Source organism: Rickettsia massiliae MTU5, assembly GCF_000016625.1.
In the GTDB taxonomy this organism is placed as follows: Bacteria; Pseudomonadota; Alphaproteobacteria; order Rickettsiales; family Rickettsiaceae; genus Rickettsia; species Rickettsia rickettsii.
In genome coordinates this window covers 1-15,286 of record NC_009897.1, presented here as the reverse complement: position 1 = coordinate 15,286, position 15,286 = coordinate 1, and the positions used below count along the sequence as shown (strand labels likewise).

Below are 15,286 nucleotides of genomic sequence, written 5' to 3'. Positions count from 1 at the left end.
TCAAGGTGTTGAGTTTTTAGCTATTTTGAGAACTTAGCACCTGTAGTTTATTTTTTCACTATCATATCTATTTTATTTAATTCATACTTCTCGAGTTTATCATTTGCAGCGTCTATAAACCACTTTCTGCGCGTGATAAAGTTTTCAGCACAAATTTTATCAATCTTTTCTATAATATGCTCTGGAATATCTAAAGATATCCTTTTTACGTTTATTTTCTTCAGCATAAAGCCATTGAGATAAATGAATTATAATCATAATTAAACATATTTTGTACACATGTCAATAAGAATAATTATTTCACGCATAAAAAATAATTATTTTAAAATCAGAGCACATAACATATATATGTTAATATATATGTATGTTTTTACAATTTAATATAAACATATTGACATATGTATGTTTATATATTTATATTATCGTATAAAAAATAAATAATGTTATTATGATTTTATCTTTCTTGAATCAAAAAGGAGGTGTAGGTAAGACTACACTTTCAATTAATGTTGCAACATGTCTATCACTAAAAAAGCAAAAAGTGCTTTTAATAGATGCGGATCCACAAAATAGTTCCCTAGATTGGGTTGCAATTCGTAGAAAAGAAAGTTTATTCACTGTAGTTGGGCTCACAAAACCAATAATACATAAAGAGGTATCAAAATTGGTTAAGAATTATGATCATATAATTATTGATGGACCACCAAGGATATATGATGTTGCTAAGTCTGCAATAGTTACTAGTGACCTGGTAGTAATGCCAGTGCAACCGTCACCTTATGATATATGGGCAGCTAATGAAGTGGTTAGCCTTATAAAAGAAGTATCTCAACCATTAGAAGGAAGAAAAAATATAAAGTCCGCCTTTTTAATTAATAGGAAAATATCCAATACTGCTATTGGTCGAGATGTGGAACAAGCGTTAGATCATTACGGTATGGATATTTTACAAACACATATTTGTCAGAGAGTGGCATATGCAGAAACAGCAGCTATTGGTTCCACAGTTATGGAAGAGCATAATAGAGACAATCTAGCCGTTAGAGAAATAACAGATTTAACAAATGAAATTTTAGAAAAATATAACTAATTGAACAGGTCATGACAGGAAAAAGAATTGAGTTCCCCAAAAAACCGGTACAAAAAAATACTACTCAATTTATTGATGCATGGGTGTCGGGTAATATAAAACATGCACAACAAGATCAAAAACATAAGAGAACGACTATCTTTTTACCAGAAAAATTGCATAAGAAATTAAAAATCGAGGCGGCTAGGAGGGAGGTAACAATGACTGAAATAATTATAGAAGCTGTAGAAAAGAGTATATAGACATATATATGCTTATATGTCTTAACTTAATGTTTTTGTTTATTAAAGCAAGGATACTTAATGTTAAGCAGGATAAAATACTATTCGTCACGTTTCTTGATCAGACTTATAACTAAATTTTAGTGTAGTACAAATCATATGAGCATATAAACATATAGGAATATGTATGTTTATATTTTGGTCCTACCAATCATTTCATCTATAGAGATTTGAAAATAATCTGCCAGTTTTACGATAACTTTAGTACTTAAAATTCTATTATCACTATTTGTATTAATAAAATGAGTAATAGTACTACTACCTACTCTGCAATTTTTTTCCAATATATACTCTGTAATGTTAAGTTGCTGTATTTTTGTTTTAAGAAAAGAGAGTAAATGATTATTAATATCATTTAAAGTTAAAGATACATATAATTGATATTTTTTTGTATTTTTTATAAATTTTGCGCGACCAAGTACTTCATCTATATCACATTCAAAGAATGTTGCAATTTTAAGAATAGTGATGATATTAGGATTAAGTAAAATTGCGTTTAGGAGTTTGCTAATAGTAGATCGCGATAAAGATGTTCCTAATACCAAATCTTTTTGTTGTATTTTATAAGTTTTAATTTTTTGACTTAAAAATTTTTGTATCCTTAGTGAAATATCCATAAATAACTCAAAATATCATACAAATAGTTTCTGAATACCAGAAACTATTTTCTTGACACACCAAAATATATTTAATAAAGTAGCAGTATGAGGTAGTGGATTGCATAATAAAGTACAATACTATCTTATAAAAAGAAAAACCAGTAAACACTCAAATTTTGGACAAGGAGAGTGTTTACTGGTGATTAAAGTCACCCCTAAATAGATACGAGGTCACAATAAATATAACACATAATGTATGTGATGGCAATAATTAGTAGAGTAACATCTGCTCATTTTTCTAGTCCCCGCAACACTTTAGGCCCCGCTGGCTTTCATAATTCTAGCAACCAGCAAGAGTTGCTTCAAAAACCTCATGCATCATAAAAAAACCTAAAGCTGCAAGATTAGTTCACATATCTTATGACCCTAATGTTGCGAGTTTTGTAGATCAAGCGTGCAATGCTGACAATGCAGATCATAATAACCAATCCTCATCTTAGTGATTAGCTTATCTTGCTCGATAGTCTTAGCATTTGATACTGCAGATAATAAACTACTATCATACTGCTCTGCATATTTAAGATTGCCATCAAGAGACTTAAAGAACTCATGCTCACGGGATATAAAAAACTCCTTATTGAAGGAGCACAAAGATTTAATCTTGAGGGGGCTTCAGCAAGTTTAGTAACTAAAGAAGAAGTGCCACCAAAAACTAAAAATACCTTAAATGCTCTAAACCTAACTCAAACACCTAATTAATATTAGATAAGATAATCTAATATTTATAATTTATTAAGTTCGTACCCTTAAGCTATTCAATATACTACTTTATATTGCCTAAATACTATAATTGGTTATCTTTGTGTGATAATTCATAATATCTTTCCATAATCTAATTGATAAAATGAAAAAAGGTTATATGATGGGCCAGGGCAAGATAGTGGCAATATCAATCAATACCACTAATAAATAATTTTTTAATAAAACTAGAGAGATACAAATGAATGAAATTTTTCCACTATTGCTAAACACATTCCGCACAATCTGGGGTAATACCAACACATGTGAAGATAGTAATAAAACATTTGATGTTGTAAAACTTGGTAACATGTTACGTAATCGCAAATATTATCTTATGGATCAGCAACTTATTTCTAGTAAATGTTTCCCTACTGACAATTGTTCACTCGATACAAAAGTAGCATGCAATATTTTTGAATTGCTCAGCAAAAGTACGAACTCTTTAGGCCTCAAAGCATATGTTGAACACCTCAATGGTACCATATTTAGAATTGTAAGCTCATTCAATGATACAAGAATCTTTGGGACAGAATATAAAATCTTTAGTCCCGGTAAACACTCCATTATTGTATGAACATCAGTGTCTTACAGATGAGTCAGTACTGATTAAAAATGTGCATAAGGTAGTGCTACAAGGTCATGATATATCTATGCGTACACCAAAAACTGGAAAATGTGGTATCTTCCTTATAAAATATATGTCTGATAAGTTAAAACACATGCTGCAAGAAGTAACACCTGATGTAATTAATAACACCACTTCATCTATACTAGACTTCTTCTTTACAACCGTAACCGAAAATACAAGCTTAAACTATACTAATGAAGTTATAGATTATAATAGTACCAATAGTACTGATATTAGTAACTACGATGAACAACATAGCCAAGATAGTACTATGCTCGTAAGCGGGTTAGTTTTAGCATCAGCCGTATCAATTACATATTTACTAACTTGTATGTATAATAAATACTGTAAGAAAACACCTGTGGCGCAAACGGAAACTGCTGCTGATATTAATATTAGTGATCCTACTCTAATAGAGATTAATAATAGAAAAGCTAAAATCTATTACAGTGATAGTTCTTCGGCAGATGGGACGGAGTATGCTATTGTAGACATTGTTAGTAAGAGGGCTACATATACAAAAGCTACATATGATACTTCAAATCCCTCTAGCTCACATTCTGACGATCACGACAGAATGGAGTTAATGAGTCCCTCTAGCTCACATTCTGACGATCACGACAGAATGGAGTTAATGAGTCCCTCTAGCTCACATTCTGACGATCACGACAGAATGGAGTTAATGAGTCCCTCTAGCTCACATTCTGATGATCACGACAGAATGGAGTTAATGAGTTCAACTGATAGCTCTACTCAAGAGAGCAGTCATGTCAATTCTCATAGACTTGCTCAATTACATATAGAGGACAGCGACTCTGGAATACCAATATGTGATAATTGTGCACCAATCTATGATTACCCGCAACTACCACCAAGACTTGCAACTGTCTATATACCAATAGTACAACATTATGATGATTCTAGCATTTTAGGATTAAGTGAATTTCTATGCTAATTGCTCGTTGAAATAATAACATATTTTATATAAAATCTAAGGACTTTATACGGTTATTTAGCAAAATTCAATTGAATAAGATCAATTGGATCTTGATATCCTACTCACTTCTAGATGAAAAGTAGCAATGCTACTTTTCATCTATATTCTACATGGTAATCCCCACATTTTTAATGGTAATAAAGGGTAGAGAGTTAAGCCGCCAAAGCTAATTTTTGGTCTTTCGTTATTATATGACCAAAGCCATTTAGTGGCAAGATCTTGTACCTCTTGCACTCTTGTATATTATAAAATAAATGCTGGCTCAACCAATCATATCTTACAGTCCTATTATATCTTTCAATATATGCATTTTGCTGAGGTTAACCTGGCTGAATGAACAACAATTTGATCTAGTGCCCTTATGACTCTTTCTGCCGGTAGCGAAAAGTCAATCTCAATACCAAGACCCTCCCTATTAAAGTCATCAATCACATTAAATAAACTATATCTTCTTCCATTCTCTAAACTATCGTGCATGAAGTCCATAGACCAGCAAGCATTTATTGTTTTAGGTACTATAAGCTTTTCAGGCTTTTCTCTAAGGAATCTTTTCTTAGACTTTATTCTCATATTAAGTGCTAATTCCTTATATATTCTGTATACACGTTTGTGATTCCAACCAAAACCTTTGATATTACGCAAATATAAAAAGCAAAGACCGAAGCCCCAGGTCTTAATGATATTGCTTTTCTGTAAGTCGCTAAGCTCTCATGATATCTGCCTTGCTTTTGCGGTATCATCCCAACATAACAATTTGCTGGTGCATTCTCGTGGTGCATTCTCGGGATACGTTGTTTGTGATTAGTCGCACTAATTTTCCCTACCCCATCTATTTTGTATCTTTGAAGTTTTTTAATGATTTTCCTCTCTAGCTTGTCTAGGCCCCTCATTCACTGTTAAACTCTCGTTATTTAACAAAAAACATTTCTGCATGGGCATCACCATTACCACTGTTATTATTTCCTGTAGCAAGTCTGATGCCTTCATGTACAAGAGCAGTGCTTTCTTCTTTGTTACAGCGAAGACTCATATCAAACATCTTTATTGCTTCGTCATAACTTCCAAGCCAACATAATGATACCGCCAAAGTAATATGCTACGTAATTATCAGAATGGGTTTTGATTACTGACTTAAAACATAATAAAGCTGACCTATAGCATCTTCGCTTATCTGTAGGTCTTTGCAGTAGCAGTAGTTGATGCCCTACTCTGAGCCACTCATCGTCATATTTGCTGAGTTTTAAAAAACTGATTAACACTGTGATTGTTTTAACGGTAGGTAATTTTTATGCATAATATGATGGTGTATGCCCAAAAACATGGTATATTAAAGGATCACGAGATACTAATTAACTCTTCTGATAGTCATAATGCGCTTAAAACTTTAAGTACAACATGTGAGAAGTATTATATGGAGCATCGTGGTGAAAGCAGCTATTAGATGATGAGCATGCGATGGTAAGAGCTAAGAAATATTCATACTCGCTTAAATATATGAAGCATGGGATGCAAAATAATATACCAGGCTTTGTAGATGAGAAGCCTGTAGCATCAACCTTTGCTAAGGTAAAAGCAGAAGTTAAAGAACCCCGCCTAGAGAAAGAGTTAGAACATACAATGACCATGAGATTATAAGGATTGACAAGCATGACTAATGAAGAGCATAATCAGAAACAACAGCAAACAGAGTTAGAAAATAGCGGTGTTTCTGAGCGTCCAAGACATGATGAATTATTTAAAAAGGTCATGAGCGAGCCTATTGCTGCTCGTGAGTTTCTGGAGCATTATTTGCCAGTATCATTTAAGAACAAGATTAATCTAAATAGTGTTAAAATAGAAAAGGAAAGCTTTGTTACTGAAGATTTAAAAAAGAGATTCAGTGATGTTGTTTACTCTGTTTCTTTAAAAAATGATAATGTGAAAGATAGTACCACCGATAGTGTAGATAATGACAAAGCTTACGTATATGTGCTTATAGAACATCAGTCTAGTAGTGATTACTGGATTGCCTTTAGACTGTGGCAGTATATGCTGCTATTATGTGAAAGATATAAGGACGCAAATAAGGGTAACAACAAACAAGAAAGAGATAAACTTCCTCTAATATGTCCTATAGTAGTATATGCAAATGATAAACCTTATAATGCTCCAAGGAGCTTTTGGGAATTATTTGAAGATAGTAATACTGCTAAAACTCTAATGTTAGATGAATACTTGCTTGTTGATTTGCAAAAACAAAGTGATGATGAAATAGAGAAAAAAAAGCATCTTGGTATGATGGAGTATATGCTTAAACATATCAAGGCTCGTGATATCTTAAATCTATGGCAAAGCCTACTTGAGAGGTTTAAAAGTAGTATAGAAATAGATAAGAAAAATGGATACATTTACATTAAATGGTTATTGTGGTATAGTGATGCTAAGGTAGATGCAGATAAACAAGCAGAGCTAGCTAAAATCATAGCAAAACATCTAAATAAAGCAGACGGGGAGGGGCTTATGAGAACTATTGCTGATAAATATATTGATGAGGGGATTGCTCAAGGCATGCAGATTGGTAAGAATGAGGGAAAACATGAAAGAACTATGGAAGTAGCTAAAAATATGCTTTCTAATAATTACTCTATTCCTGAGGTTTCGCGTATTACCGGCTTATCTATTTCTGAAATCAATAACCTTCTCAAAGCCTAATTCTTGAGTCAAAGGGGCTTCGCCCCTTGACTTAAATTCTTCTAAATCTATTTCTTTTTTGAATCTTAATATCAACTTTCCTTTATATCTTTCAATGCAGTATAGTACATAATTTACATTCTATTTTTATTGTTCTAAATTCAATTATATATACTGGAAAATGAGCGCAAAAGTATGCTAGAAATTAAATAAGCTCCTGAGCAAGATAACGATAAATAGTTGCTTTTGATAAATTAAACTCTTGCATTAAAGTTTTGATCTTAACACCCTGCTCTCGCTTCTCTTTCAACGCACTTAATTGTTCATGTGTTAAGTATTTCTTCTTGCCAAACTTCACGCCTCTCTCTTTTGCTTTTAAGATCCCATCCATTTGTCGCTCAGCTCTAATCTCAGTTTCAAATTGTCCGATCGCTCCTAACACATTAAATATTAATCGACCAGTTGCATCTTTAGTATCTATATTTTGATCTAGAACTTTAAGTGCTACAGATTTCTGTTCTAAAATCTCAGCAATTTTGCATAAATGTGCAGTAGAGCGTGCTAATCTATCTAGTTTTGTGACAGTGAATATATCGCCTTCACGTACATAATCTAATGCATTTTTTAGCACGCTTCTTGTGCCGCCAAAACCGGATTTCTTTTCTTGAAAAATTTTATCACAATCTTTTAATTTATCTAGTTGTACACTTAGCGACTGTCCTGATGAACTAACTCTCGCATATCCTACTGTTGCCATATTTATGTCTTATAATCTTTTAAAGTTTACAAGAATTATATAAAGAGACGTTAATTAAGACAAGAGTTTTTGAAGTCTCTTAAAGTATACTTTATGATACTTAATAAATACTAATATCAGACTAATATACAACATCTCCTTAACTTTATGGGTAATACTTTAAATTTTTAATTATCATTATCATAATATTTTGTTTAACCTTGATTGGTAGGTTCTAATTAAAGAATAGAGCTACTTTTAAGAATTTAAAAATGTTAATGGCGTCATAGCGTCTAAAATCTCAAATTTTAGTGTAAAATCCTGAGCATAATGCATAGACGTGACAAAACCTCTATATCACAGAACTTGGCAATAAATGCAATAGAATTCTATATATTGCTGAAGAAGTGATAAAGTTTATATAACACAAATTGGTTAATTTTTAATTACTCGGTGTACGATAATAGATATATTGTTAACTTAAATATCGGAGAAAATGATGGAAGATTTTGATAAAAAGACTACAGCAAAACAAATAAAAGATATAGAATAAGAATATAAATAAATATAGGGGCAAATTAACCAGGTATTGAAAAAAAGCTAAAGAGGCTAATATTGAGCTAGGCCCTGATGATATGAGGCGTTTAAACAAAATAAAAGCTCGCTTTGCACACACTACCAAAGAAGATAAGAATGCTAAAGCAAAAATAGAATATGCCCGAGGTTGTGGTGACAGAGCTTATGAAGCAAATCAGCAAAAACATCAAGACTTTACCGGCAGCAAAACTGCAGCCGCAAGAAAACAAAGAAGGGAAGATTTTAGAGGTATATAGAAGGCACCGTCAAGTTAAGAGAGGTATGCAAATTAAGAATTGAGAAATAAGTAGTAATCGTCTATATAGAGTGTCTTATTGGGGGAGGTTTCTAGTTTAACACAGTTCTATGAACATGCTTAATTAGTTACGAATTAAATAGACATTTTAGTTGTAACTATGTTTGTAAATCACACAATTTAAATAATAAATAAGCAAATCTTATTAATAGTTGGATAAGTCAAACCCACTACTGTCTCCTGAGAATAGACTTTGACACCCTCCTAATTGCAAATTGTTGTATAAAAAATACCCTATTTCCAATTGCGATTTTTGCTTATTGCCATAAGCTTTTGATATCAAACCTTTCATTTTCTTATGGATTTTTGGCTATTACTTCCTTAAAACCCTATGACCTATAAGGGCTCGTAGGATTTTGACGGAGAGACTAACTCAAGTTGTATCAAACATCATGACTTATCAACATATCATTACAATACTTCAAAGGTATGATCATCATTTTGATTGTACACAATTTGATAAGGCTATCAAGTTTCTCTTAAAATATTGTCATAATAATAAGTACTCATTAGAAATATCAGAAACCCTGATCTCAATATATCCTGATACTAAATCCGTTATTACATCTTTGTTATTTTTTACTGAGCTAAAAAATCACTTAACATTAACGCACATTAAATATCATTTTGGTGAAGAAATAGCTACGATATTTTTTTCACTGGCTGAATTATTTCGAATACAAAATACATATTGTAATACAATACAAGAAACGTTTCAGTTGTTTTGTTCATTAAAGCCTAATATTGCAATCAGAATCTTATTAATAAGATTTGCTTATTTATTACATAAAATAATATTTAATTGCAATATATCAGATATAGAATATTACTTAATGAGTGAAGAGATAAAAGATATATACGTACCTTTATTTAAAGAAATAACAGTAGAGAAAATTAACAATGTATTACAAAATGTTTGTTTAGAAATATTACAGCCTAAGTTATACAAATTTATAACTGATTTCTTAAAAGTAAACTATCAAAATCCAGATCAGTTAGTTATTAAAGTAATTAATTCATTTCATGATATTTTATCCAGATTGGATGTAGCATATGCAATATCAGGACGAGTTAAGTCTACTTATTCTATAGCACAAAAGTTAGTAAATAAGTCTAATGAAATAAAAAACTTATGTGATATTATCGGCATCAGAGTAATAGTAACACAAGATAATGAATGTTATAAGGTATTAAATACTATTTTAAACTATTATGCACATGTTCCAAAACGAAATAAAGATTTTATTAAGTGCCCAAAGAAAAATAATTATCAATCACTACATACAGTAATAATAGATAAAGATTTACGGAAGCTAGAAGTACAAATACGTACCAGAAGGATGCACAGCATTGCACAGTCTGGTTCTGCATCACATTTGCAATATAAACTCAACTTACAAAACTGTAATAATCTTGATGTTACTCATAACATATTAAACAAATTTATATTCAACACATTAAACCAATATAGTAGTATACCTACTATAGTACCTAAATATCTTAGAATAAATAGGTTAGACGGCTTAATATCATATATAATAGGATCCATAAAGCCAAACGATCGAACATTAAAACAAGATGTATCTATCTATCACGAAAATACTAGATATTATGTTGATACAGCAAAAATAGTTAATGTAAATCAAAAAACTTTGATCTTAGTGAGTAAAGGAAAACCATATATAGCAACAGATACAGGCAAGACATCACAATTACAAGATGTATCTATCTATCACGAAAATACTAGATATTATGTTGATACAGCAAAAATAGTTAATATAAATCAAAAAACTTTGATCTTAGTGAGTAAAGGAAAACCATATATAGCAACAGATACAGGCAAGACATCACAATTACAAGATGTATCTATCTATCACGAAAATACTAGATATTATGTTGATACAGCAAAAATAGTTAATATAAATTAAAAAACTTTGATCTTAGTGAGTAAAGGAAAACCATATATAGCAACAGATACAGGCAAGACATCACAATTACAAGATGTATCACTACAAAATATGTGGACAGATCAGAATAGTATTAAAAATTCATTATCAATGCTAAAGAAGCGAGTTAGTTATAATACACAAATTAAGGAACGGCATCTCGAGAAACAGCGATACACAGAGAAAAACCTATCATCTGATGGTGAACTCTCTACAAATCAGCTTCAAGAAATCAAAATAGCCAATACCTCTAATAAAAATCCTAATCTAAATGATCATCATGCATACCTAAAATATTATTTAAAATGTATAAATACATATACTAATACTACCTCTAGTATGCAAATGAAATCAGATTATGAATTAAATTACATAAACAAGAATTTATTGATAGATGCAGTCATACAAAATAATCAAAATACTAATAATCCTCCTAGTAAGACTTTTAATAAGAAATTACAATATGTCCAAGGGTACAAGAAAAAAGACAAATTATTTTGCACAGAAGTGAATTTGCATTTGCAGAATAATAGTGACAACACAAATTGTAGTAGTGATGTCTTGAGTTCTCAAAAGAGAAGATCTCAACAAAAAAATTGTATCAATATTATTACCATAAAATTTATTTCTGATGATAACATAATGAATATTAGAATAGAAGAATTGATGACTATATTCAAGGATACTCAAATTATATATCTTGACTTAAGCAATAATAATATAGGAGATACAGAAATCAAAATATTGACACCTATGTTAAAGGATGCTCAAATTACATATCTTAATCTTAGACAGAATTACATAGGTGATATAGGAGTTAGAGAACTGGCTAAGATATTGAATAATATGCATATTACATCTCTTAATCTGAGCAGTAATGCGATAAACGATACTGGAACTGTAGAGCTGGCGGCTATATTAAAGAATACTCAAATTACACATCTTGATTTAAGTAGTAATAATGTAGGAGATACTACAATAGATGATGCAGTGGAAAAACTAGCTGCTATATTGCCGGATACTCAAATTACACATCTTAATCTTGGATACAACAGTATAGACGCTGCAGGAATCATAGCACTTGCGAAGATATTGAAGGATACTAAGATTACATATCTTAATCTTGAGTTTAATAATGTAGACAATACTGGTGCAATAGCACTCGCGAAGATATTGAAGGATACTAAGATTACATATCTTAATCTTGATTGTAATGCGATAGGGCTGTACGGAATTCGTATACTTACTGCAACAGTTAAGGAGATGAATATTATAATTCATCTTACAGGGCAACAGCCATATCATGAAACTGATTATTATGATGGTCACTTTAGTAAACTACAACGTATAGAATTCCCACAACTAGATCCAGATTTAGTGCGGGAAATGGCTAATTCAAAATCGGATCATACTTCAGGAAATGAAGAAAATGATTCAGGATGCGAGGTATGGGATTGGGATGCGGAATCTGATGATATTAGTGATACAGATAGTAATGGCACCATGACTATACGGATTGGTCACAGTAATGAAGATGTAAATATTGATACAATTAAAAGTCGTATTTATGGAATAAATAAGACACCAGATATAGAAGTCATACATAATGCACAGATACTAACAGAGGATATAGATTGCATGGGAGCATTATAACCTAAAATTTTTAATGGTGCATTTAAGTCCATCCGCCAGTGTGCCAAGCAAAGTGCGTAAGGAACAGTTGGTGAGAATCCAGCCTACGTAAAGTATAGCCAACAGCGTAGAACCTAACTTGATACAACATGATGTAACGATATCTTCTTCCATTCTCTAAACTATTATGCATGATGAAGTCCATAGACCAGCAATCATTTATTGTTTTATCGGCTCTTAACCTTTCCTCAGCATACATCTTTTTAAGTCGGACATTCTCCGATTCTAATTCCTTTAGCTTGGTAAGCATCGGTAAATCCATACCTCCATACCTTGATCTCTATGATGATATTTTGTACTCTCTAAGTATCGATGCTACGGGTACACCACTACTTGCTTGCTTTAAGATAGACATGATTTGGCTGTCACTATGCTTTGATATAGTCATTTTACAGAAGCTCCTTTTTTGTTATTAGAAACTTCTACTCTTCTTGTCGATTTTTTTAGGGAGGATTACCTTCGCTTATGTTTTTGATTCTGTGTTTTCACTTACTTTGACTATAATTTTTTAACTAATATCCATATTCCACTCTCTTAACCCCTGCACTAGAGCCAAGCCTCTGTATCACATGAGAGTAATTATTACGCACCCAATTCGCCATAAATCTTGTTGGCATTGTAAGCTTTAGTGTAGAAGTATCATTGCACTCCTTTACTACTACTTCTTCAAACCAAGCTGTATACATAGCTTCTCCTAACTCTTCAATTAATCCTTGTCTGATATGATGCCATGCTGTATCTACTTCGATCGTATCTAATCCCCCACTTTTCGCTAAAATACCTGCATGTGTACCATTAGACACAATATCAGATGTTGTGATTTTAGGATATAGCATTACCTTTTCTTCATCTCTCCGATTTCTTTCATTGCTTGTATCCTCCATCTCTTCTACCTCCTGCACATAATAACCGTTCATTCCATATACTGCTTCTAGCTGCTCACTTAAGATCTCTATTTGTCGCTCGCTTAAAGCTAGGTTACTTGGAATTAATACAGTTATAAAGCTGTTGTTGGCATTTATCTTAAACTCTACTTGAGTTAGTATTGAATACGCTATGGAAGTGCTAAATCTTCCTGCTATCTTCTTCTTTACCTGCATTTCTTTACTGGTATCAAATGAATTCTCTATGTGGCTTAAATATTGCTCATGTTCTAACATGTTCTGCTCTTCAGCACCTATATTACAACTGAATCTAAATGTTGTATGATTAACAAGTGGTCCTTGATGTTTTTCGCTCGCAAGCACTTTCTCCATATAGCTTAAGAAGGTAAATTTATTCTTAAATTTCTTTTCAGGATATTTGATATATAGCTTCAATAGTAACTGGTTTACAAAGTTAGTGCTAAATCCCCTGTTTGCTTTGAAGTTAAGCATATCTACATCTTTTTCTGATAATGGATAGAAATGCCTTAATTCTTTATTTTCAGATATATCTTTGATGGTTCTTGCAACAATCTCGGGATGTATATTAGCACAAGGTAGTTTAAAACTAGCTGTTTCATAGTATTCTTTCTTAGAAACAAAACAACCAGCTTCAGAATCATTTAAAAAAGAAGAATTGTTATAACATTCAGATGGAAACGAGCAAAGCTCGTTTCCCAAAAACTCTTTTTTGCAAGATAAATTCTTAAGATTTACATCTATATAATCTATATTTTTAATAATACTGTTCTTTAATACAAAGTCTTTATTATATAATTGACCAGAATCAGTGCAAGGAGGGTCATATTCTGTGCATTTCCATTCTTTAGCGATTTCTAAGGCTTTATTGTTATTATACTCAATTACTATTTGTTGCTTTTGCTCTTTCTGTTTTTTCTGATCATTGTTATTTATTAGAGATATATTCAGAAGAGATATTTGCCATAAAGATTTATCAGCCCTGCTATTATAATCATCATTGTTTCTGATAACTAACTTATCTCGCTTAATAAGATTATTATCTTCTAAATCCTTTAATGCTCTAGAAATAGAATTTCTATGTAATTTAAGTTCTTTCTGTAATTCTTGATAAGAAGTGACAATAGAGTGCAGATTATTAGTTATAGAGTGATCATGGTCATAAGCATGATCATAAACATCTTTATAATCATTCTTATTGCTGTTACTGGCATCAATATAAGTCTCTGTAGTTATCCTGTTGTCTTTCTCCTTACTGTCTGTGTCTCTGTTACCTTTATCATTATTACTAGATAATGAAGATTTATAAATCTTTGTAAAAAGATAGAGTGTTATAGTCTTTGCTGTTGCAGAAATGCTACAATTAGAATTTAATTGCTTTAAGAACTCATAAGGTACTCTTATAAACATCTTAGTTTTTTCAAGATGTTGCCTTTTTCCTTCTATGGTTGACACAAAGATATTATCTATAGAATCTAACTTATCTGACTTAGAGTGACGTGTTTTTGTATTATCGATATCACCTAGATCAAACCTATCAGGTTCATATTTAAGATCATTAAAGACCTTGTCGGGTATTGTTGTGGTAATAATGTTACGTTTATTCTGACCTTGATCGTTCTTATCTCTAGTAATAATGAAATGTCCTTTATCTTCCAGGGATTTCTGAAGCACAAATACTTCAGATTTAGAGCAAGATAGTCTTTCTGCCCAGCTTTTAGCAGGTAGAGATATAGATCTATTACGTCCCTTAGAAAAGTTAATACAAGAAAGCCCATCAGCTAAGATGTAGTACATTTTCTCAAGAGTAGATAACTCTTTGCTTGATAATATATGAGATAATACGCATCCAGTTATTGGGACGTATGATTGATTCTTGGTGGTATCATAGTACTGATGTATACCTACATTATCACTTGGCGTAGCAAGCGGGTAAAATGATTGCATTTTATGCTCCTTTTTCTGAAACCCTTGACCGCTACGTAGAAATAGTATATATTTATTACGTGTAAAAATAATGCTGCCCGTGTTTATTTTTGCATATCGTATCAA

General features: G+C 31.7%; 14 protein-coding genes and 2 pseudogenes. 9 read left to right on the top strand and 7 right to left on the bottom strand.

Annotated features, from left to right (window positions below; genetic code table 11):
* Positions 1-47: 47 nt before the first annotated feature.
* A complete protein-coding gene (locus RMA_RS07495) occupies positions 48-227 on the bottom strand; it encodes a hypothetical protein (RefSeq protein ID WP_014372988.1) in 180 nt (59 codons plus the stop codon).
* A gap of 218 nt (positions 228-445) precedes the next feature.
* Between RMA_RS07495 and parA the strand changes: the two genes are divergently transcribed.
* Together parA and RMA_RS07485 are read left to right on the top strand one after the other, a co-directional pair.
* Positions 446-1,090, top strand: coding sequence for a ParA family partition ATPase (gene parA, locus RMA_RS07490; protein ID WP_337998669.1), 645 nt, complete (start codon positions 446-448; stop codon positions 1,088-1,090).
* An 11-nt stretch (positions 1,091-1,101) separates the two neighbouring features.
* A complete protein-coding gene (locus RMA_RS07485; RefSeq protein WP_041405066.1) occupies positions 1,102-1,332 on the top strand; it encodes a hypothetical protein in 231 nt (76 codons plus the stop codon).
* A 170-nt stretch (positions 1,333-1,502) separates the two neighbouring features.
* Here RMA_RS07485 and RMA_RS07480 read toward each other — a convergent pair whose 3' ends face one another.
* Positions 1,503-1,988, bottom strand: coding sequence for a helix-turn-helix domain-containing protein (locus RMA_RS07480; protein ID WP_012152329.1), 486 nt, complete (start codon positions 1,986-1,988; stop codon positions 1,503-1,505).
* 591 nt (positions 1,989-2,579) lie between these two features.
* On the opposite strand from RMA_RS07480, the gene RMA_RS10155 reads away from it, so the two are divergent.
* Both RMA_RS10155 and RMA_RS07475 read left to right on the top strand, forming a co-directional pair.
* Positions 2,580-2,729 (top strand): hypothetical protein, encoded by a 150-nt coding sequence (locus tag RMA_RS10155; protein ID WP_187145927.1) that lies wholly within the window; start codon positions 2,580-2,582, stop codon positions 2,727-2,729.
* A gap of 548 nt (positions 2,730-3,277) precedes the next feature.
* Complete coding sequence (locus tag RMA_RS07475; RefSeq protein WP_012152327.1) at positions 3,278-4,354, top strand: hypothetical protein; 1,077 nt, start codon at positions 3,278-3,280, stop codon at positions 4,352-4,354.
* A 141-nt stretch (positions 4,355-4,495) separates the two neighbouring features.
* Here the strand turns inward: RMA_RS07475 and RMA_RS11590 are convergent.
* A pseudogene (locus tag RMA_RS11590) lies at positions 4,496-5,071 on the bottom strand (integrase core domain-containing protein); the annotation flags it as partial.
* A gap of 232 nt (positions 5,072-5,303) precedes the next feature.
* Positions 5,304-5,483 carry a hypothetical protein gene (locus RMA_RS10150; RefSeq protein WP_187145926.1) on the bottom strand — a complete coding sequence of 60 codons (180 nt, stop codon included), beginning with the start codon at positions 5,481-5,483 and terminating at the stop codon, positions 5,304-5,306.
* A gap of 419 nt (positions 5,484-5,902) precedes the next feature.
* Here RMA_RS10150 and RMA_RS11835 point away from each other — a divergent pair, with 419 nt between their 5' ends.
* Both RMA_RS11835 and RMA_RS07460 read left to right on the top strand, forming a co-directional pair.
* Complete coding sequence (locus RMA_RS11835) at positions 5,903-6,031, top strand: hypothetical protein (protein WP_269208505.1); 129 nt, start codon at positions 5,903-5,905, stop codon at positions 6,029-6,031.
* 12 nt (positions 6,032-6,043) lie between these two features.
* Positions 6,044-7,087, top strand: coding sequence for an Rpn family recombination-promoting nuclease/putative transposase (locus RMA_RS07460; protein WP_012152324.1), 1,044 nt, complete (start codon positions 6,044-6,046; stop codon positions 7,085-7,087).
* Positions 7,088-7,271: 184 nt separating this feature from the next.
* Here RMA_RS07460 and RMA_RS07455 read toward each other — a convergent pair whose 3' ends face one another.
* Complete coding sequence (locus RMA_RS07455; RefSeq protein ID WP_012152323.1) at positions 7,272-7,823, bottom strand: recombinase family protein; 552 nt, start codon at positions 7,821-7,823, stop codon at positions 7,272-7,274.
* Positions 7,824-8,437: 614 nt separating this feature from the next.
* Here RMA_RS07455 and RMA_RS07450 point away from each other — a divergent pair.
* The 3 genes from RMA_RS07450 to RMA_RS11580 all read left to right on the top strand — a co-directional run bounded on the left by RMA_RS07450 (position 8,438) and on the right by RMA_RS11580 (position 12,293).
* Entirely contained in the window at positions 8,438-8,635 is a 198-nt protein-coding gene (locus tag RMA_RS07450; RefSeq protein ID WP_049749396.1) for a hypothetical protein, read from the top strand.
* A gap of 415 nt (positions 8,636-9,050) precedes the next feature.
* Positions 9,051-10,622 carry a bifunctional (p)ppGpp synthetase/guanosine-3',5'-bis(diphosphate) 3'-pyrophosphohydrolase gene (locus RMA_RS11585; RefSeq protein ID WP_238375602.1) on the top strand — a complete coding sequence of 524 codons (1,572 nt, stop codon included), beginning with the start codon at positions 9,051-9,053 and terminating at the stop codon, positions 10,620-10,622.
* A gap of 15 nt (positions 10,623-10,637) precedes the next feature.
* A complete protein-coding gene (locus tag RMA_RS11580) occupies positions 10,638-12,293 on the top strand; it encodes a hypothetical protein (protein ID WP_238375601.1) in 1,656 nt (551 codons plus the stop codon).
* A gap of 208 nt (positions 12,294-12,501) precedes the next feature.
* Here the strand turns inward: RMA_RS11580 and RMA_RS11575 are convergent.
* A pseudogene (locus RMA_RS11575) lies at positions 12,502-12,720 on the bottom strand (IS3 family transposase); the annotation flags it as partial.
* Positions 12,721-12,844: 124 nt separating this feature from the next.
* Positions 12,845-15,181, bottom strand: a complete 2,337-nt coding sequence (locus RMA_RS07430) for a DnaA N-terminal domain-containing protein (RefSeq protein ID WP_012152319.1) — start codon at positions 15,179-15,181, stop codon at positions 12,845-12,847.
* Positions 15,182-15,286: the final 105 nt, after the last annotated feature.